20 protein-coding genes and 1 tRNA gene are annotated in these 18,650 nt (G+C 71.3%); 10 read left to right on the top strand and 11 right to left on the bottom strand.

Going from position 1 to position 18,650, the window contains the following annotated elements:
- The first annotated feature begins 6 nt into the window (after positions 1-6).
- Complete coding sequence (locus ACBJ32_RS27760; protein ID WP_357872502.1) at positions 7-282, top strand: hypothetical protein; 276 nt, start codon at positions 7-9, stop codon at positions 280-282.
- Between the two features lie 288 nt (positions 283-570).
- On the opposite strand, the gene ACBJ32_RS27755 is transcribed toward ACBJ32_RS27760, so the two are convergent.
- Positions 571-1,374 (bottom strand): FAD:protein FMN transferase, encoded by an 804-nt coding sequence (locus tag ACBJ32_RS27755; protein WP_375129191.1) that lies wholly within the window; start codon positions 1,372-1,374, stop codon positions 571-573.
- A 51-nt stretch (positions 1,375-1,425) separates the two neighbouring features.
- On the bottom strand, positions 1,426-2,127 hold the full coding sequence (locus tag ACBJ32_RS27750; RefSeq protein ID WP_375129190.1) for a hypothetical protein: 702 nt from the start codon (positions 2,125-2,127) through the stop codon (positions 1,426-1,428).
- Positions 2,128-2,178: 51 nt separating this feature from the next.
- Here ACBJ32_RS27750 and ACBJ32_RS27745 point away from each other — a divergent pair, with 51 nt between their 5' ends.
- The 3 genes from ACBJ32_RS27745 to ACBJ32_RS27735 all read left to right on the top strand — a co-directional run bounded on the left by ACBJ32_RS27745 (position 2,179) and on the right by ACBJ32_RS27735 (position 3,869).
- Entirely contained in the window at positions 2,179-2,571 is a 393-nt protein-coding gene (locus tag ACBJ32_RS27745) for an OsmC family protein (protein ID WP_357872510.1), read from the top strand.
- Positions 2,572-2,821: 250 nt separating this feature from the next.
- On the top strand, positions 2,822-3,748 hold the full coding sequence (locus ACBJ32_RS27740) for a nucleoside hydrolase (RefSeq protein ID WP_375129189.1): 927 nt from the start codon (positions 2,822-2,824) through the stop codon (positions 3,746-3,748).
- Between the two features lie 44 nt (positions 3,749-3,792).
- Positions 3,793-3,869, top strand: a tRNA-Lys gene (locus ACBJ32_RS27735).
- Positions 3,870-3,917: 48 nt separating this feature from the next.
- Here the strand turns inward: ACBJ32_RS27735 and ACBJ32_RS27730 are convergent.
- Both ACBJ32_RS27730 and ACBJ32_RS27725 read right to left on the bottom strand, forming a co-directional pair.
- Positions 3,918-4,253 carry a hypothetical protein gene (locus ACBJ32_RS27730; RefSeq protein WP_357872515.1) on the bottom strand — a complete coding sequence of 112 codons (336 nt, stop codon included), beginning with the start codon at positions 4,251-4,253 and terminating at the stop codon, positions 3,918-3,920.
- Positions 4,254-4,317: 64 nt separating this feature from the next.
- Positions 4,318-5,181, bottom strand: a complete 864-nt coding sequence (locus ACBJ32_RS27725; protein ID WP_375129188.1) for a DUF4429 domain-containing protein — start codon at positions 5,179-5,181, stop codon at positions 4,318-4,320.
- Positions 5,182-5,230: 49 nt separating this feature from the next.
- On the opposite strand from ACBJ32_RS27725, the gene ACBJ32_RS27720 reads away from it, so the two are divergent.
- Entirely contained in the window at positions 5,231-5,815 is a 585-nt protein-coding gene (locus tag ACBJ32_RS27720; protein ID WP_375129187.1) for an HD domain-containing protein, read from the top strand.
- Between the two features lie 4 nt (positions 5,816-5,819).
- On the opposite strand, the gene ACBJ32_RS27715 is transcribed toward ACBJ32_RS27720, so the two are convergent.
- A complete protein-coding gene (locus ACBJ32_RS27715; RefSeq protein WP_357872523.1) occupies positions 5,820-6,530 on the bottom strand; it encodes an FCD domain-containing protein in 711 nt (236 codons plus the stop codon).
- Between the two features lie 134 nt (positions 6,531-6,664).
- On the opposite strand from ACBJ32_RS27715, the gene ACBJ32_RS27710 reads away from it, so the two are divergent.
- Genes ACBJ32_RS27710 through ACBJ32_RS27690 form a run of 5 tightly spaced genes read left to right on the top strand, consistent with a single transcriptional unit; the run spans position 6,665 to position 13,121 of the window.
- Positions 6,665-8,269, top strand: coding sequence for an ABC transporter substrate-binding protein (locus tag ACBJ32_RS27710; RefSeq protein WP_375129186.1), 1,605 nt, complete (start codon positions 6,665-6,667; stop codon positions 8,267-8,269).
- Complete coding sequence (locus ACBJ32_RS27705) at positions 8,266-9,225, top strand: ABC transporter permease (RefSeq protein ID WP_375129185.1); 960 nt, start codon at positions 8,266-8,268, stop codon at positions 9,223-9,225. Before ACBJ32_RS27710 ends, ACBJ32_RS27705 begins: the two co-directional genes overlap by 4 nt.
- The gene (locus ACBJ32_RS27700) at positions 9,222-11,156 is read left to right on the top strand and encodes a dipeptide/oligopeptide/nickel ABC transporter permease/ATP-binding protein (RefSeq protein ID WP_375129184.1); all 1,935 of its coding nucleotides are present in this window, start codon (positions 9,222-9,224) and stop codon (positions 11,154-11,156) included. The genes ACBJ32_RS27705 and ACBJ32_RS27700 overlap by 4 nt, the downstream gene beginning before the upstream one ends.
- Positions 11,149-12,138: an ABC transporter ATP-binding protein gene (locus ACBJ32_RS27695; protein ID WP_357872534.1), complete on the top strand. Its 990-nt coding sequence runs from the start codon at positions 11,149-11,151 to the stop codon at positions 12,136-12,138. The genes ACBJ32_RS27700 and ACBJ32_RS27695 overlap by 8 nt, the downstream gene beginning before the upstream one ends.
- Complete coding sequence (locus ACBJ32_RS27690; protein WP_375129183.1) at positions 12,135-13,121, top strand: dihydrodipicolinate synthase family protein; 987 nt, start codon at positions 12,135-12,137, stop codon at positions 13,119-13,121. Before ACBJ32_RS27695 ends, ACBJ32_RS27690 begins: the two co-directional genes overlap by 4 nt.
- A gap of 41 nt (positions 13,122-13,162) precedes the next feature.
- Here ACBJ32_RS27690 and ACBJ32_RS27685 read toward each other — a convergent pair whose 3' ends face one another.
- The 6 genes from ACBJ32_RS27685 to ACBJ32_RS27660 form a co-directional block, all read right to left on the bottom strand.
- Positions 13,163-13,435, bottom strand: a complete 273-nt coding sequence (locus tag ACBJ32_RS27685) for a DUF1876 domain-containing protein (RefSeq protein ID WP_357872540.1) — start codon at positions 13,433-13,435, stop codon at positions 13,163-13,165.
- Between the two features lie 59 nt (positions 13,436-13,494).
- A complete protein-coding gene (locus ACBJ32_RS27680) occupies positions 13,495-15,153 on the bottom strand; it encodes a catalase (RefSeq protein WP_375129182.1) in 1,659 nt (552 codons plus the stop codon).
- A 76-nt stretch (positions 15,154-15,229) separates the two neighbouring features.
- Positions 15,230-15,601: a BlaI/MecI/CopY family transcriptional regulator gene (locus ACBJ32_RS27675; RefSeq protein WP_375129181.1), complete on the bottom strand. Its 372-nt coding sequence runs from the start codon at positions 15,599-15,601 to the stop codon at positions 15,230-15,232.
- Between the two features lie 98 nt (positions 15,602-15,699).
- Positions 15,700-16,746 (bottom strand): hypothetical protein, encoded by a 1,047-nt coding sequence (locus tag ACBJ32_RS27670; protein ID WP_375129180.1) that lies wholly within the window; start codon positions 16,744-16,746, stop codon positions 15,700-15,702.
- A gap of 109 nt (positions 16,747-16,855) precedes the next feature.
- Entirely contained in the window at positions 16,856-17,800 is a 945-nt protein-coding gene (locus ACBJ32_RS27665; RefSeq protein ID WP_375129179.1) for a sugar kinase, read from the bottom strand.
- On the bottom strand, positions 17,797-18,564 hold the full coding sequence (locus ACBJ32_RS27660; RefSeq protein ID WP_375129178.1) for an IclR family transcriptional regulator: 768 nt from the start codon (positions 18,562-18,564) through the stop codon (positions 17,797-17,799). Before ACBJ32_RS27660 ends, ACBJ32_RS27665 begins: the two co-directional genes overlap by 4 nt.
- Between the last annotated feature and the right edge of the window lie 86 nt (positions 18,565-18,650).

The following is an 18,650-nucleotide window of genomic DNA, read 5'->3' as shown; positions in this document are numbered from 1 at the left end:
AGCGAAATGGACGCGAACGGGCTCGAGTCGCTGCCGGCCAACGAGTTGCACGAGCGAGCGGTGCGGTACGCCGTACGCCATGGGGACCTGGGGTTCCTGTGGGAGCTGCTGAAGGTGATCCCGGCCGCCGAGGCCGCCAGCGGTCACGCCAACGAGACCGCCAACGACCTCAGCAAGGTCTCCGCGCTGCTCAGCGACGCCATCGCGGCGGGCGAGGGCAAGCTGGGCGATGCGCTGCGGCCGGTTTACATCGACTACCTGCGCAAGCATCCCGACGCCTAGCCGGCCTGCCGGCGCCTGGCCGGCGCGGGCCGCCGCCCCCCGGCGTGCCCCGTCGTGCCGGACGCCTCGCAAGGGCGCGGCCCGCTCAGGCGATGGGCGTGACCGGCCAGGCGAGGGATGCCCCGAGGCAGGCGGAAGGCGGGGCCGGAACCACGCGGAAGGCCGGACCAGGCGAAAGGCCGGGCCGGACGGGGTTGCGCCGGACCGGGAGAAAAGGCCGGGCCGCGCCGGGCGGGGCCGGCGAGGGTGTGCCGGGTCAGGCGGAGGGCCGGGCCGGAGCGAGGTGGGTCAGCCCGCGAGGCGGGCCTGCGTGCCGCTGTGGTCGAGGAGACCGGGCGTGGTGAGCTCCTGGCCGTCCCTGGTGATGATCATCGTCTCGTACGGCCCCGACCGCGCGAGGTCGGCGGCGAAGCGGCGGCCCCGGACGGGCCCCATGGCGTAGACGGCGGTGGCGTAGCCGTCGGCCATGCCGAGGTCCGGGCCGATCACGGTGACCGAGCCGAGCCCGTCGGCGACCTGCCCCGTGTGCGGATCGACGACGGACGAGCCGCCGGAGGTGGCGACGCCCAGGTCGTGGGCGAAGACGACCTTGCGTACGGTGTCGGTGCGCGGGTCGCGGATGCCGATGCGCCAGCGCCTGCCCGGCGCGGAGGAGCCGCGCACCCTGATGTCGTTGCCCGCGGTGATGCGGTGATCGCCGGCGCCGGCGTTGGACAGGGCCCGCGACAGGCGCTCCAGCGCCCAGCCCCTGATGTAGCCCGACGGGTCGATCACGCCGCCGATGCGGGGCTCGAACCAGCCGCCGGTGGCCTCGCTGAGCTCCTCGCAGCGGTGCAGGACCTCGATGAGCTCGGGAACCTGCCTGATCGTCCCGCCGCGGTTGAGGCGGGCGATCTGGCTGTCGGGCCTGGCCGGGTCGAAGGTGTCCTCCACCCACCTCAGCCAGGAGAACGCGTCATCGAGCAGGGGGGTCAGCTCACGAGCAGGGAGCGCCGTGCGGATGTCCACGCTGACGGGCCTGCCCATGATCATCTCGACACGGGCGCTTCCTGGGAACGTCGTCGCGGACTGGGCGATCTGAGAAGTCGTCACCTTGCCTCCTTGTCCTGGGACCCACGCTGCCAGGTGGGGCGTATGGTGAGCCTAAACCCTTTGTCCTGATTTGAAATGAATCTGTGACTTGGGGATGGCAAGGCGTGACAGCGCGCCCCCCACGTACCGCTTGAACCGCCGCGGACCCGCCACGACCACCTCGCGCTCGGCGATGTCGGGGATCTCGCGGCTCAGGCCGGAGGCGCTGACGCGCTCCTTGACCCGGGGGTCGTGCTCGTCGCCCACCACGAGGATGAGGCCGTAGCGCCGCTCCAGGTCGCGCAGCTCGTCGGTGGCGCGATCCGCTCGGTAGACGGCCACGGTGTCCGTCGCGCCGGCCAGGCGCTCGCGCAGAGAGCCCGGGTCGAGCCCGGTCGCGATCAGCAGGGCCGGCCTCGTCCCGTGGGGAACCCGGTGGCTCCGGACGGCCATCACCGCCGCCATGGCGTAGAGCAGCAGCGAGCCCGCCCGGCTCAGGCTGGTCACGTGGGCCGTGGAGCTGAACTGGTGCGCCACCAGCAGCGCGCCCGCGAGGTAACCGCCGAGCCGCAGGCGCTGCCTGGCCTCCTCGGTGCGCAGGTAGTCGGCGGCCTTGACGCTGAGGAAGCCGAGCGCCACGAGCAGCGCCGCCGCCGCCAGGGCGGCCGGGGACCAGGGGTAACCGAAACCAGGCCCGATCGCGCCGAACTCGGCCACCGCGACCCCGCTCCAGAAGAGGATCGGGCCCTGACGAACATTCACCTCGCTAGCCATGACCTCACGATCCTGAACGAACATGAAAGGTTCCTGAGTAGGGTCTGAAACATGGCTAACGTACGTGTCGAGCGGACTGAAGAAGGCGGATTCCGGGCCACCAACGCCCGCGGCGCCGAGGTGCTCATCGGGAGCGGCGACGAGGACGGGGTGTTCACCCCCGTCGAGTTGCTGCTGGCGGCGGTGGGCGGGTGCAACATCGTGACCGTCGAGCCGCTCACCGCCAAGCGCGGGCATCGGCTGGTGCGGCTGGCGATGACGGTGCAGGCGGAGAAGGTCGAGCAGAACAAGCTGGGCCCGGTGACGATCACGTACGACGTGGAGTTGCCCTCCGAGGAGGCCGACGAGGTGTTCAGGGCGGTGGCGGGCCGCGTGCACGAGAAGTACTGCACGGTGAGCCGGTCGCTGGAGGAAGGCACTGAGGTGCGGTTGGAGCTTCCGTAGGCGGATAAGACAGATATTCGACCCCGTTATGACGCGAGCGTTGCATTCGTCTCGGTAGCGTTGTAGCAGGTCAGGAGCTCTGCGACTGGCCGAAGGACCTTCACCGATGCGGACGCGGAGGGGGACCGCGGTTCGCAAGTGCGGGACCGCCGGCGCTTTTGGGGGAAAGCGCCGGCCTGGACCGCCAGTGATCGGGCCGGGCAGCTTTGGGGGAACTGCCCGGCCCGATCCATGCGTATCCTCCGGTTACGTGAAGAAAGTTCTCATCGACTGTGACCCCGGCATCGACGACGCCCTCGCCCTGGCCCTGGCGGCCGGATCCGCCGACTCCCTCGACCTCGTCGGCGTCACCACGGTCGGCGGCAACGTCGATCTGGAGCTGACCACGGCGAACGCGCTGGCGCTGCGCGAGTTCCTGCAGCTCGGCGACGTGCCCGTGACGCCGGGCAGCGCGGGCGCGCTGCTGCGCCGCACAGTCAGGGCCACCGCCGTGCACGGCACCACCGGGCTCGGTGACGTGGTGCTGCCCATGCCGGCGCGGCGTCCGTCCGAGGGGCACGCGGTCGACTTCATCGTGGAGACGCTCAAGGCCGCACCCGGCGAGATCACGCTGGTGGCCGTGGGCCCGCTGTCGAACATCGCCCTCGCCGTACGCCGCGAGCCGCGCGTCGTGGAGTGGGCCCGCGACCTGGTCATCATGGGCGGCTCCTACACCCGCGGCAACCACAACCCGGCGGCCGAGTTCAACATGCTGGCCGACCCCGAGGCGGCGGCGATCGTGTTCGAGGCCGGGTGGACGGTCACGATGCTCGGGCTCGACGTGACGCTGAAGGCCGTGGTCAACTCCGGGGTGCTGGACCGGATGCGGCCGCTCGGCCGGCTGGCCGACCTGCTGGTGCCGGCCGCGCAGTTCTACGGGGTGGTGACGGCGGAGGGCGGCCCGGCCATCCACGACGCGTGCGCGGTGGCGTACGTGCTCGACCCGGCGCTGTTCACCTGCGTGCCGGCCGTGGTGAACGTGGAGACCGCCGGGGAGTTCACCCGGGGCATGACCGTGACCGACTTCAAGGTGACGGACCGGGGGGCGAACGCGCTGGTGGCGACCTCCGTGGACGTGCCCGCGTTCTGGGACCTGGTGATCGGGGCGTACGAGAAGCTGGCCACCCGGCTGGGGTGACCCGGCGCGACCACTGCCCGGCGGCTGATAGAGTTTCTCTTGTTGCGCCGCTAGCTCAGTTGGTCAGAGCAGCTGACTCTTAATCAGCGGGTCCGGGGTTCGAGTCCCTGGCGGCGCACCACCACTGACAAGGGCACCGTCCGGCGACGGTGCCCTTCGTCTTTCCCGCTCAGGCGAGCCGCTCGTCCACGCCGACGGCCCCGACCCCGCTGGTGAAGATGCCGCCGCAGTAACCCTGCGACTCGCCGTAGCCGCCCGGCGGGAGCGTCACCCACTCTCCCACCACGTCCGGCGCCCGGCCGCAGACCACCACGGCCCGGAAGATCCAGGTCTGGCCCGTGGGGTTGCTGCAGGCGGCGATGCCGAGGTCGTTGTCGTTGGCGTGCACGTAGGTGTCGCACCGCAGCACCGTGGCCGCCGCCGACGCCGAGGTCGGCATCCCCGCCGACATGAGCGCGAAGGCCGCCCCGGTCGCCGCGGCCGCGATGTGTGATCTTGCGATCATTGCCCCTCCCGAAGTCACTGTGCGTGGTCGAGCGTACGCAACAAGTGGCGACGGGAAAAGCGGATTACGACTCCTGGAGCCGGCGGATCATCGCCTGCTTGGCCACGGCGAACTCCTCGTCCGTCAGCACCCCCGAGCGGTGCAGCTGGCCCAGCTCGGCCAGGCGGCGCAGGACCGCGTCATGCACGTCGTCGGCGACCGGCGGGGGCGCGGCGGGCAGCTCGGGCTGCTCGCGCGGCAGGCGGGCCAGCACGGCCGCGGCGACCAGGGCCGTCGCGCCGCCGAAGCGCTGGATGCCCCAGGACACGCAGCGCAGGTCCTTCTGCGGCGGCCTGGCGCTCGGCGCCTCGCCCTTGATGCGGAAGCGCAGCGTGCCGTACCCCATGCCGGACTGCGGCTTCCACTCCACGCCGGAGACGTCGGACAGCGGGAACTCCTGCGGGCCCGCCTTCTCCTTCTCCGAGCTGGCCCATCCGGTCCACTCCAGCCGTACGCGCTCGCCGTCGAAGAGCGCCGCGCCGTCGCCTGCCGAGGCCGAGATCGGCACGTCGGGGACGGGCAGGAGGTAGCCGTCGCAGGGGCCGCCCGGCGTCTGGTAGACGGCCATGGTGTCGCGGACCTCGTCGGCGAAGTACTCGGCCGCGCCCGCGCGGGCCTTCGGCACGGCCAGCCGGTAGGGGTCGGCGGGCGGGCCCAGCGCCCCGGCCGCCACGTCGAACAGCGCGTCGGCCCCCTTGCGCAGCCGCAGGCGGAGGTGCCCGCCCTTGCGCGCGGGCTCGAAGGCCACGCCGGCGATCGCCTCCAGCGGCACCCGCACCTCGCCGAGGGTGCGGCGCAGCTCGTCGATGTCCTTGTCGCTACCGGGGACGATCCGCAGCATTTCCCCATTGAACGTCCATGACCCGTCTGGGACAGCGATCTCGGCCATATTCTCAGCCTAGGACACGCTCGCGGCACCACCCATGCGAAGGAGCGGGATGCAGATCTTCACGAGCTGGCCGTCCTGGGCGCACGCGGAAGGCCCGCTGAGCCGGGCGCTCCCGGCGTCCACCGTCGCCTCCCTGCGCGACGCGGTCGCCTTCGCCCGGCGCATGCACGGGTCGCAGCAGCGGCCGACCGGGCGGCCGTACGTCGAGCACCTGCTGGAGGCGCTGGAGGTGGCGGTGACCGGCGCGGGGCTGAGCGACAGGGAGGTGCTGGTGGCCACCGTGCTGCACGACGTGCTGGAGGACACGTCGTGCACCGAGGGCGAGATCGCGCGGCGCTTCGGGCCCGAGGTGGCGGCGCTCGTGCGGTGGGTGACCAAGCCCGGCGGCGGCTCGAAGGCCGACTACCTGGCCTCGCTGGTCAAGGCGCCGCCGCGGGCCGTGCTGGTGAAGCTGTCGGATCGGGTCAGCAACGTGCAGGAGCTGCACCGGATGGCGTGGCGGTTCCAGCGGCGCTACTACCTGGAGACCGTGGCGTACATCATGCCGCTGGCCGGGGCGCACCCGTGGTTCGCGCAGTGGTTCGGGGAGTGGCGGGGGCGGTGGCGGCGCGTCGAGCGCTGGCCGGCTTCATGAACCGCTAGCCGCCGATCCTGGCCGTGCGGTTGCGCACGCCCTCGAAGTGCGCGTGCACGGCGGCCACGGCGGCGTCGCTGTCGCCCTTGAGCACGGCGGTGTAGATGTCACGGTGCCGCCTGGCCACGTCGGCGGGCGGCTCGTCGGGAGCGCCCAGCGCGTCGCGGAGCTGGTAGTAGACGTCCCAGAACGCGCCCAGGAGCCGGCTCACCAGGGGGTTGCCCAGCGGGCGGTAGAGGACGTCGTGGAAGAGGCGGTCGGTCTCGGGGGAGACCAGCCCGGCCTGCGCCTCGCTCTCCATCCGGGCCATGACCTCGGCGACCGGCGTCAGGTCCACCTCGGGGCCCAGCTCGATCAGGCGCTGGACGAGGCCGGTCTCCAGGATCTCGCGGATCTCGACCAGGTGGGCGAGGTGGTTCGCGCCGTTCTGGAGGGTGATGCGGCTGTGGAAGGTCAGCTCGTCCACCAGCCCGGCCAGGGACATGCGGCCGACGAACATGCCGAAGCCGTGGCGGATGTCCACGATGCCCACCGCCTGCAGGGCCTTCAGCGCCTCCCGGATCGAGTTGCGGCTGACCTGGAGCTCCTCCATGAGCTCCGACTCGGTGGGGAGGGGGTCGCCCGCCACCAGCCCGCGTCTGACGATGAGGTCCTTGACGCCCTCCTGGGCCTCGACGGCGCGGCTCGGGCGCGCCGGACGCGGGACTGTGGTCATGAAGAATCCTTTCATCACAGGTAACAATCCGGAAATCTTCCGTTGACCTCAAGCCGTGGTGGCAATTAGCGTCCACTTTACGCACATCGTAGGACATGGGATGTCCCACGTCCTATCATCTTCAGGAGGCAACCGTGAGCTCTGAGTTCAGTCGCCGCGACTTCCTGCGTTACAGCGGGGCGACCGGTGCGGCGGCGTTCATCGCGGCCACGCTCTCCGCTTGCTCCGGAGGCCCGGCCTCGACCGGCTCGGTCGGCGCCGGATCCAACAAGGACCTCATCACCGCCGTCATCGGGTACGGCAACGACCAGAGCTGGGACCCCACGCAGACCGCCTCGGCCTTCGCCATGGCCGGCATCAACCACGTCTACGAGGGCCTGCTGGACACCGACCCCATCACCCGCGAGCCCTATCCCGCGCTCGCCACCGCGCTGCCCACGGACCCGGACGCGACCACGTGGAGGTTCACGCTCAGGGACGGCGCCAAGTGGCACGACGGGCAGCCCGTCACGGCCGACGACGTGGTCTTCACCTTCGAGCGGATCCTCGGCCCCGACAACGTGCTGGCCGGCAACTTCTTCAAGTCCTGGCTGCGGGAGGTGAGGAAGGTGGACGACAGGAACGTGGAGCTGGTGTTGAAGTTCCCGTTCCCGGACGCGGCGCCCCGCCTGACGATCGCCAAGATCATGCCGAAGCACGTCTTCGGCCAGGCCGGCGCGTGGGACCAGGCCAAGGGCGGCAAGGCCGTCGGCTCGGGGCCGTACCGGCTGACCGCGCACAACCCCAAGTCCAACACCTCGTTCGAGGCGTTCGACGGCTACAACGGGCCGCGCCCCGCCACCGTCAAGAAGATGAACTGGCTGACGATCGTGGACGCCGCCGCCCGCGTGGCCAAGATCTCCGGCGGGTCCGCCGAGGCGCAGATCGCCGACAACATCCCGTACGCCAACGTCGAGCAGCTCAAGCAGCAGGGGCTGACGGTCGAGGGCGGCAAGGGCATGAACCACATGTTCCTGATGTTCAACACGGCCACCAAGCCGTTCGACGACGTACGGGTGCGCCAGGCCCTGCACTACGCCATCGACAAGCAGAAGATGATCGACGTGGCGCTCAAGGGCCACGGCACCGCCTCCAGCTCCTTCCTCAACGAGGGCCACCCCGACCACCAGCGGGCCTCCGTCGTCTACGACCACGACCCGGAGAAGGCCAAGGCGCTGCTGAAGGAGGCCGGCGTCAGCAACCTGACGATCAACCTCATGGCCGTCAACGTGAGCTGGATCGCCGACTGCCTGCCCACCATCGCCTCCTCCTGGGAGGCCGTCGGCATCAAGACGACGCTGGAGCCGCAGGACACGGCCGCCCTGTTCACGAAGATGGACCAGTTCCAGGAGTACCAGGTCGTCGCGGCGGCCTCGAACCCCAACCAGTTCGGCATGGACGCCGACCTGATCCTGCACTACAACTACGTGCCCGGCGGCCTGTGGATGAAGTACGCCCACTGGGACGGCACCGAGGACGCCGAGAAGTTGTTCGCGATGATGGACGAGGCCGCCAAGGAGACGGACAAGGCCAAGCGCACGGAGCTTATCCACAAATATCTGGACTTCGTGGCCGAGCAGGCCATCCTCTACCCGGTCGTGCACAACGAGCTGATGACCGCCTGGGACCCGAAGAAGCTGTCCGGCATCCGCGCCCAGCCGTACCCGGGCATCAACCTGCTGCAGGCCAAGAGGACATGACCCTCGTCGCCCGGATGCTGCTGCGGCGGCTCCTCATCCTGATCCCGCTGGTGCTCGGCGTGATCGCGTTCGTGTTCATCGTCATGCGCTTCTCCGGCGTCAAGCCGGAGTACGCCTACTTCCAGGGCGCGAACCCGACCCCCGAGCAGATCCACCAGTTCCAGCTCGAGAACGGCCTGCTGGACCCGCTGCCCGTCCGGTACGTGCGCTTCGTCGGAGACCTGGCGCAGGGCGACCTGGGCACCAGCGTGCTGACCAAGAAGCCGGTCCTCGAGTCCGTGACGACCGCGCTGCCGCTGACGTTGCAGCTCACCTTCCTCGGCCTGGCCGTGGCGGTGGTGCTGTCGCTGGTGTTCGGCGTGACGGCGGCGCTGTTCCGCGACCGGTGGCCCGACCAGGTGATCCGCATGGTGTCGCTGATCGGGGTGGCGGCTCCGGCGTTCTGGCTGGCGCTGCTGATGATCCAGTGGCTGGCCGTCGGCGAGGGGCTCTTCCCGACCGGCGGCTACATCAACCCGGCCGACTCGCTCGCCGGCTGGCTGCAGTCGATGACGCTGCCCGCCCTGTCGCTGTCGCTGCCGATCGCCGCCCAGCTCACCCGGATCATCCGCACGTCGATGGTGGAGGAGCTGGACCGCGACTACGTGCGCACCGCGATCGGCAGCGGCCTGCCCATGATCGTGGTCGTCGGCCGGAACGTGCTGCGCAACGCCCTGATCAACCCGCTCACGGTGCTCGGGCTGCGCATCGGCTACCTGATCGGCGGCACGGTCGTGATCGAGACGATCTACGGGCTGCCCGGCATGGGCCAGCTCATGATCAACGCCGTGCGCGACGGCGACCCTGCCGTCGTCCAGGGCGTGGTGCTGACCATCGCGATCGGCTTCATGGTCGTCAACCTGGTCGTCGACATCCTGTACCTGCTGGTCAACCCCCGCCTCAGGAGTGCCACATGAGACGTGGACTGACAGAGCGCCTCGCACGGCCCGGCCTCGCCTTCCGCCGGTTGAAGCCGCTGTCGTGGGTCTCGGTCGGCATCATCGCGGTGGTCGTGCTGGCCGCGGTGCTGGCGCCGTGGATCGCGCCGCACTCGCCGTACTTCCAGGAGGCGGCGGGCGGAGGCCCGTCGGCCCAGCACTGGATGGGGCTCGACAGCGCCAACCGCGACATCCTGTCCAGGCTGCTGTACGGCGCCCGCTGGTCGCTGATCATCGGCCTCGGCGCGACCGGGCTGGCCCTGGTCGCCGGGGCGGTCATCGGCGCCGTCGCGGCGACCTCGCGCAGGGCCGTGGACGAGACCCTGATGCGCGTGCTCGACGTCATCATGGCCTTCCCCGGCATCGCGCTGGCCGCGGTGCTCGTGGCCGTGTTCGGCGGCAGCATCCCCGTGCTGGTCATGGCCATGGCCTTCCTCTACATGCCGTCCGTGGCCCGCGTCGTGCGGGCCAACGTGATCGCGCAGTACGGCGAGGACTACGTGGCGGCCGAGCGCATCATCGGCGCCCGCACGCCGCACATCGTGGTCAAGCACGTCGCGATCAACTGCGCCGCGCCCGTGCTGGTGTTCTGCACCGTGATGGTGGCCGACGCGATCGTGTTCGAGGCGTCGCTGTCGTTCATCGGCGCCGGCGTGCGCCCGCCGAACCCGTCCTGGGGCAGCGTCATCGCCGACGGCAAGAACCTGGTGCTGCTCGGCGGCTGGTGGGCCACGGTCTTCCCCGGCCTGCTCATCCTCATCACCGTGCTGGCGCTCAACATCCTGGCCGAGGGCATCTCTGACGCCTGGGCCGCCCCGGCGGCGCGCAAGGCGCAGGTGCGCAAGGACGACGACGCGTTCGAGCAGGCCAGGCCCGGCTCCGGCGAGATCGTCGAGCTGCCGGGGCTGGAGGAGGCCGCGCGCAGGCTGGCCGAGCGGGCCCGCCCGCTGCCGCAGGGCCCGCCGATCCTCGCCGTGGAGCGGCTGCGGATCGGCTTCGCCGAGGGCGTCGACATCGTGGACGGCATCGGCTTCGAGGTACGCCCCGGCGAGGTGCTCGGCCTGGTCGGCGAGTCCGGCTGCGGCAAGTCGCTGACCGCGCTGACCATCATGGGCCTGCAGCCCCGCGACGCCCGCGTCAGCGGCCACGTCCGCTTCGACCAGCGGGAGCTGCTCGCCGAGCCCAGGCGCGCCCGCCGCCGCCTGCTCGGCCACGAGATGGCGATGATCTACCAGGACGCCCTCTCCTCGCTGAACCCGGCCATGACCATCAAGGCCCAGCTCAAGCAGCTCACCCGGCGAGGCGGCCGGCGCACCCCCGCCGAGCTGCTCGAACTCGTCGGGCTCGACGCCCGCCGCACCCTGTCGGCCTACCCGCACGAGCTGTCGGGCGGGCAGCGGCAGCGCGTGCTGATCGCCATGGCGCTCTCGCGCGACCCCAAGCTGATCGTCGCCGACGAGCCCACCACCGCGCTCGACGTGACCGTGCAGGCACAGGTCATCGAGCTGCTGCTGAAGCTGCGCGAGGAACTCGGGTTCGCGCTCATCCTCGTCTCGCACGACCTGGCGCTGGTGGCCGACGTGACCGACCGCGTGGTCGTCATGTACGGCGGCCAGATCGTCGAGACCGGCGTCACCGCGTCCCTGGTCGGCAGGCCCGCCCACCACTACGCCCGCGGCCTGCTCGGCTCGGTGCTGTCGCTGGAGGCGGGTGCCGAACGGCTCACGCAGATCCGCGGCGTGGTGCCGGCACCGGCCGACTTCCCGCCCGGCTGCCGCTTCGCCGACCGGTGCCCGATGGCCACGGACGTGTGCCGTACCGAGAAACCGGTGCTGGAAGGGGACGCCACGCACCAGGTGGCCTGCCACCACCCGGCGCAGACGCTGGTGAGGAGCGAGCAGCATGCTTGAGCTGAAGGACGTGCACGTCGTGCACAAGGCCCGCTCGGGCGGCCTGCTCGGGCGCGACCGCGTGTACGCGCTGACCGCCGCCAACCTCGTCGTGAACCCCGGCGAGACGGTCGGCGTGGTGGGGGAGTCGGGATGCGGCAAGTCCACGCTGGCCAAGGTGCTGGTCGGGTTGCAGAAGCCGACCGCGGGCACCGTGACCTTCCGCGGCCGGGACCTGTGGGGGATGAAGGAGTCCGAGCGGCGCGAGCTGGTCGGATCGAGCGTGGGAATGATCTTCCAGGACCCGTCCACGGCGCTCAACCGGCGGCTGCCGATCAGGCAGGTGCTGCGCGACCCGCTCAACGTGCACGGCCGCGGCACCCCCGCCCAGCGCGACGCCCGCGTCCGGGAGCTGCTCGACCTGGTCGGGCTGCCCGCCGGCGCGGCCGACGCGCTGCCCGGCCAGCTCTCCGGCGGCCAGCGGCAGCGCGTGGCCGTGGCCAGGGCCCTGGCGCTCGAACCCGACCTCGTCGTGGCCGACGAGCCGACCAGCGCGCTCGACGTGTCGGTGCGGGCGCAGATACTCAACCTGCTGCTGGATCTCAAGGAGCGGCTCGGGCTGGCGCTGGTCTTCGTCTCGCACGACATCCAGACGGTCCGCAGGATGAGCGACCGCGTGGTCACCATGTATCTGGGCAGGATCGTGGAGCGGACGCCGGCGCAGTCGGTGCCGCTGGGCGCGCGGCATCCGTACACCAGGGCGCTGTTCTCCGCCACGCCCGGGCTGATCTCGCCGATCAACCCGATCCCGCTGGTAGGCGTCGTGCCGTCGGCCACCAGGCCGCCGAGCGGCTGCCCGTTCCGCACGCGGTGCTGGCGCGCGGACGACGTCTGCGCCGCCGAGATGCCCGAGGCGACGGTCGAGGGCGACCACCTGTTCCATTGCCACCATCCGGTGGCGGCCGGGGCGACCGACATCGAACTGATCCAGGAGCGAGTATGACGATTCCCCATGTCGCCGAGGCCGCGACGCCTTCTCACGTCGCCGGGTCCGCGACGAGTTCTCATGTCGCCGGGCCCGCGACGCTGTCCGGTGTGATCCCGCCGGTGTGCACCCCCATGACCCCCGAGTACGAGGTGGACACCGTCTCACTGGTGCGGCTGGTGGACCACCTGATCGACGGCGGGGTGGACGCGCTGTTCGTGCTGGGCTCCTCGTCGGAGGTCGCCTACCTGACGGACGCGCAGCGGCGCACGGTGCTGGACACCGTGGCCGGGCACGTGGGCGGCCAGGTGCCGGTGCTGGCCGGGGTGATCGACATGACCACGCCGCGGGTGCTCGAACACGCGCGCGTCGCCGCCGAGGCCGGGGCGTCCGGGCTGGTGGCGACCGCGCCGTTCTACACGCGCACGCATCCCGAGGAGATCCGCACCCATTTCCGGACGATCGCCCAGCGGGCCGGGCTGCCCGTCTACGCCTACGACCTGCCGGTGTCCGTGCACACCAAGCTGAGCGCCGGGCTGGTGCTGGAGCTGGCCGCAGAAGGCGTGCTGGCCGGGCTGAAGGACTCCAGCGGCGACGACGGCGGCCTGCGCGCGGTCGTCATGGGCCGCGAGGCGCCGTTCAGCGTGCTCACCGGGTCGGAGGTGACCGTCGACTCCGCCCTGTGGATGGGCGCCGACGGCGTGGTGCCCGGACTGGGCAACGTGGACCCGCAGGGGTACGTCGAGCTGTACCGGTGCGCCTCCCAGGGCGACTGGGAGGCGGCCAGGGCCGAGCAGGAGCGCCTGGTCAGGCTGTTCGAGATCGTCCACGTCGGTGGCGACCGCATGGGCGGCAGCTCGTCGGGCCTCGGGGCGTTCAAGGCCGCGCTGCACCTGCGCGGCGTCATCGACTGCCCGATCACCGCGCTGCCGCAGATCCCGCTGAACGAGGACGAGGTCGGCCGGATCGGCAAACTCCTGGCCGGCGCGGGGCTCCTCTAGGCAGGGCTCCGCTGGGCGGGCCTCCTCTGAGCGGGGCTGCTCTAGACAGGGCTCCGCTGCGCGGGGCTCGTCAACTGGGCCACGTCCGCGGCGCCGTCCTCGATCAGCTTCGAGGCCAGGTCCGACAGCGCCCGTCCGACGGCCAGCTCGTCCCCGATCCCGGGCACGGGCTGGTCGGTCGGGTTGCGGCGGGCGTGCGACACGCTCTCGTGCCGCTTGCCGTCGGGGGTGAACAGCACGGCCGTGGCCGTGGTCAGAGCGTCGTCGTCATCCTCGCTGATCCAGATCTGCACGTTCCACTGCTTGTACTCCATGACGACCACCTCCCTACGTCCAGCCTCTCTCCAGGAGAGGCGGACGTAAAGAGAAGCGGTCAGCGGTCGGCGTGTGCCGCGCGCTCGTTCGGCACGCAGTGGGTCATCTTGAGGTTCTCGACGTCGCGGGGGCCGTTCCTGCCCAGCTTGGCCAGCCGGCTGCGGTCCTCGTCGGTCAGGTCCTGGCTCTGCAACGGCTCCAGCCCCGCCACGTCGTCCGGCGTGATGCCCAGCCCCTCGCCGACGCGCAGCCCCAGGTCGTCCTCGGCCAGCAGGAAGTGCCAGACCATGCGCTCCTGGATGATCCGGTCGCACTGCTTGAGGTTGGCGACGAGGTTGCGGACGAGGTCGTCGCGCTCCCACTCCTCCATCAGCAGGTAGCGCTGGCCGGCCTGCACGTAGTCGTTGGTGCGCGGGATGCGCTTGCGGGTGAGGCGGCCGGTGACGACCGGGCCCACCTCGTCCGGGTGCGGGTAGTGGGCCTCGCGCAGCCCGCCGCGCAGCGAGGGCTCGTAGTTGATGTGCGGGCTCTCGCCGGCCGTGTCGACGAAGTACGTCATCTGGCCGTCCCGCTGATTGGTACGGCACGGCGCCCTCGTCTGGTTGACCGGGAGCTGCAGGTAGTTCGGGCCCACCCGGTAACGCTGCGTGTCGCTGTAGGAGAACGTCCGGCCGATCAGCATCTTGTCGTCGGAGAAGTCGAGCCCGTCCACCAGCACGCCGGTGCCGAACGCGGACTGCTCGTTCTCGGCGAACTGGTTCTCCACGTTCCTGTTCAGCACCATCCGGCCCACCGGCAGCGCAGGGAAGTCGTTCTCCGGCCAGACCTTGGTGTCGTCGAGCGGGTCGAAGTCCAGCTCGGGATGCTCGTCGTCGCTCATGATCTGGACCAGCAGCTCCCACTCCGGGTAGTCGCCGCGCTCGATCGCGTCGTGCAGGTCCTTGGTGGCGTGGCCCAGGTCGTGCGCCTGCACGGCCGCCGCGTCCGCCTCGGTCATGCTGCGCACGCCCTGCTTCGGCATCCAGTGGTACTTCACCAGGAACGACTGGCCGTCCTTGTTGACCCACTTGTAGGTGTTCACCCCGAACCCCTGCATGTGCCGGTAGTCGGCCGGGATCCCGCGCGGGCTGAACAGGTTGACCAGCATGTGCAGGCTCTCCGGAGTCTGCGACATGAAGTCGAAGATCCGGTTCGGGTCCTGCCGGAAGGTGACCGGGTCCGGCTTGAGCGAGTGGATGACGTCGGGGAACTTGATCGCGTCCCTGATGAAGAAGACCGCCAGGTTGTTGCCGACCAGGTCCCAGTTGCCGTCCTCGGTGTAGAACTTGATGGCGAACCCGCGCGGGTCGCGGGCGGTCTCGGCCGAGTCGCGCCCGCCGATGACCGTGGAGAAGCGCACCGCGACGTCCGTGCGCTTGCCCTCCTGCTGGAAGAGCTTGGCCCTGGTGTAGCGGTCGATCGGCTCGTCGCCGAGCCTGCCGTACGCCTCGAAGTAGCCGTAGCTGAGCGTGCCCCTGGCGTGCACCACGCGCTCGGGGATGCGTTCCCGGTCGAAGTGGCTGATCTTCTCCAGGAACTGGTAGTTCTCCAGCGTCGCCGGGCCCCGCGGGCCGATCGTGCGCTGGTTCTGGTTGTCGTAGACCGGGTGCCCCTGCCGGTTGGTGAGCACCTCGCGCTTGTCGTCAGGCCCTGAACCCATGCCCGAAACGTCTGTCATCGCACTGTTCCTTCCCCGGGACGAGATCTTCCCCGCCTGCCCTCAAGGCCGGAACGGAAACGGGCAAAGGTTGCTCCTACCGGCGGCTGCCGGGCGGGAAGACCTGCAGCGCCGCCTCCAGGGCGGTGGCCTCCTCCGGGGTGAGGCGCTCGAGGAAGTGGACCAGGGTGGCGGCCTGGTTGCCGCTGGTGGCCAGCGCGTGCCGCATCAGCTCGGCGGTGTAGGCCTCCTTCGTGGCGACCGGCTCGTAGACGTAGGCCCGGCCGACCGGCTCGCGCCGCAGCAGGCCCTTGGTGTGCAGCTTGTCCATCACGGTCATGACCGTGGTGTAGGCGATCTCGCGCTCCGTACGGAGGTCCTCGAGCACGTCACGGACGGAGGCGGGCCTGCGGTAGGACCACATCCTGTCCATGATCGTGGATTCGAGCTCTCCGAGAGGGCGCTTCATGCCCCACATGGTAAGGGCTGAGCCCCGATCGGCCCGTCGCCGATCGGGGGCCGGTGCGGCCCGGTTCCATGACCGAGGTCCGCGCCGCCGGATCGGGCCTACTCGGCGCCGCCCTCCGGGGCGATCCTGGCCATCCAGGCCGCGGCCTCGTCGGCCGGCAGGATCCGCTCCAGGCGGATGGTGCCCGGCATCATGGGGTAGCGCCTGCCGGGGCTCCACGACCGCGCGTACGGCGGCGGGTCGAGGACGACGACCCGCACCCCGTCCAGCCGCGGGATGTCGGCGGGGACACCCTCGTTCCAGATCCACTTGCCGTAGGCGTCCACCAGGTTGAACTGGCCGTGAACCGGGCCGTCCTCCGGATCCACGTCGCCGTCGGAGGCGGCCATGACCCACTCGGGGTCCGGCTGCACGCCCTCGATCAGCCCGTGGTCGGACGGGCCGCTCACCACGTCGGCCAGCAGGGTGTGGAGCTGGAAGTTGTCGCCGATCCCGCCGATGACGACCTCGTAGCCGCGGCCGGTCTCCCTGTGCAGGACGATCAGGTGCTCGTCCTCCAGCACCGCGAGCAGGCCGGCCAGCCACTCCAGGTCGTCGCGGTCGCCGGCCACCGCCGACAGGGCCGCCACCAGGCGCTCGCGGCCGGGCAGCGCGGCGCGCAGCTTCGGGGAGAGCTGCAGGATGGACAGGATCGGCATGTGCGCCAGGTGGACGCTCGCCCAGGCGTCGGCCAGCCCGAACGCCTCACGCTCCGGCAGGCCGGTCAGGCGGCCGGCCGTGCTCTGCAGCCAGCCGGGGTCGTTGTCGTCGGGCTCGGGCGGTTCCTCGCCGGTGGCCGACCGCCAGGCCGCGGCGAACCTCGCCGACTGCTCCAGCAGCCCGGTGAGCTGGTCGACCAGGGGCTCGGCCAGCGGGACCGGGTCGGCGCCGCGCTCGGCCAGGGCACCGGCCACGATGCCCAGGCGGGCGCCGATGCCGGGCGGCACCAGGTCGAAGACCGGGCCGAAGCGGGCCGCCACGGCGGACAGGGTCGCCTCGTCGGCGGTCTCCGTGGCCGCGTAGAGCTGCGAGGCGTGGCCGAAGAGCCGGTCGGGGTCGCGGTCGGCGGCGGCCTGGAAGAGCGCGTCGAGATGGTGATCAAGCATTCCGGCAGGCTACGACATGTCGGGACTGCACCGCATTTCCCAACACAGCCGGCCGCCGCGCTGCCGGCCGCCGCGCTGCCGGGCCGCCGCGCTGCCGGGCCGGTGGTGGTCAGCGGCTGACGCCGTCGGCGGGGCGGCGGAGCAGGTCGAGGTCGGCGCGGCGGGGCAGGCTCTCCCAGTCGCCCTGGCTGGTGACGGCGAACGCGCCGGCCGCGCACGCGGTGGCCAGCCGCTGCTCGGGCTCCGCCCCCGCCAGCCAGTCGGCCAGCCAGCCGGCCGCGAAGGCGTCTCCTGCGCCCACCGAGTCGACCTCCGTCACCCGGTACGGCTCCGCCCGCCGTACGACGCCGCCGGACAGCTCCATCGCCCCCTCGGCGCCGAACTTGAGCAGCACGTGCCGCGGCCCCAGCCCCGCCAGCGCCCTGGCCAGCTCCTCGGCCCCCTCGACGTCGGCGATCAGCCGGCCCTCCGCCTCGGTCGCGAACAGCACGTCCACCTCGCCGACCGCCTCCCGCAGCCACGCCCCCGCCTCCTCGGGCGTCCACAGCGCGCGCCGGTAGTTGACGTCGAGCGAGACGGCCACCCCGGCGGAGCGCGCCTCGGAGATCGCGTGGCGCACGGCCTCCCGCGCCGACTGCGACAGCGCGGGCGTGATGGCGGAGACGTGCAGCACCCTGGCGGCGCGGATGAGGCCGGGGTCGAGGTCGGCGGGGCTCAGCCGGGAGCCCGCGCTGTCCTTGCGGTAGTACCGCACGTCGATGAGGTCGGCCGTGCGCCTGCCCTTGATCATCAGACCGGTGGGCGCGGCGGGGTCGGGGATCGCGTGCGCGTGCACGCCCTCGCCCGCGAGCGTGGCCCGGATCAGGTCGCCGAACTCGTCGGCCCCCACCCTGCCGATCCAGGTCACGTCATGGCCGAGCCGGGCCACGCCGATCGCGACGTTGGACTCGGCGCCGCCCAGGCCGAGGTCGAAGTCGCGGGCGAAGCGCAGCGGGCCCGTGCGGCGGGCGGCGAACAGGGCCATGGTCTCGCCGAAGGTCACCAGCTCAGTCATCGGCTCGTACTACCCAGCTTTCTCGAGATGCGCGCCGCCGCCCCGGCCACCAGCGGCCCCAGCTCGCGTACCCGCGCGGCGGTGATGCGCGAGGTGAGGCCGGAGACGGAGATGGCCGCGGCGACGGCGTCGTGGTGGTTGAAGATCGGTGCGGCGACGCAGCGCACCTCGGGTTCGTTCTCGCGGTCGTCCACGGCGTAGCCGCGGCGCCTGATGTGCGCCAGCTCCGCGCGCAGCCGCTCGGTGTCGGTGATCGTGTGCCTGGTCCTGGGCTCCAGGACCAGCTCGGCCAGGAGCTCCTCGGGCAGCCAGGCCAGGATGGCCTTGCCGACGGCGGTGGAGTGGAGGGGGCCGCGGCTGCCGATGCGGGAGGCCATGCGCACGTTCGCCTCGTTCTCCACCTTGTCGATGTAGACGACGTGCGGGTGGTCGTGGACGACCAGGTGGACGGTCTCGCGCACCTCGCTCATCAGCCGGTGCGACTCCTCGGCCGCCACGGCGCGCAGGTCGAGCGTGGCGAGGTAGGCCTGCCCGAGCCGGAGCGTGCCGTGGCCCAGGCGGTAGACGCCGGTCCTGCGGTCGCGGTCGAGCAGCTTGGCCTCGACGAGCGGCACGGTCAGCCGCAGCACCGTGCTCTTGGACAGGCCGACCGCCTCGGCGAGCTGGGTGAGCGTCAGGCCCGAGTGCTCGCGTACGTGGTCGAGCACCGTCAGCGCACGCCTGAGCGAGGCGGACTGGTTGCGTTCCTGCACGTCGCCCACCATAGCGGGGGAAGTCGCTATGCAACATGCTGTTGTGCATTGCACAACAACCTGCGTGAGCGCTTTCCGTCCCGCCCGGCGCTTCCTAG

Origin of the sequence: Nonomuraea sp. GTA35, from assembly GCF_041950525.1 — a bacterium.
Taxonomy (GTDB): domain Bacteria; phylum Actinomycetota; class Actinomycetes; order Streptosporangiales; family Streptosporangiaceae; genus Nonomuraea.
This window is presented reverse-complemented; position numbering and strand designations above follow the sequence as displayed.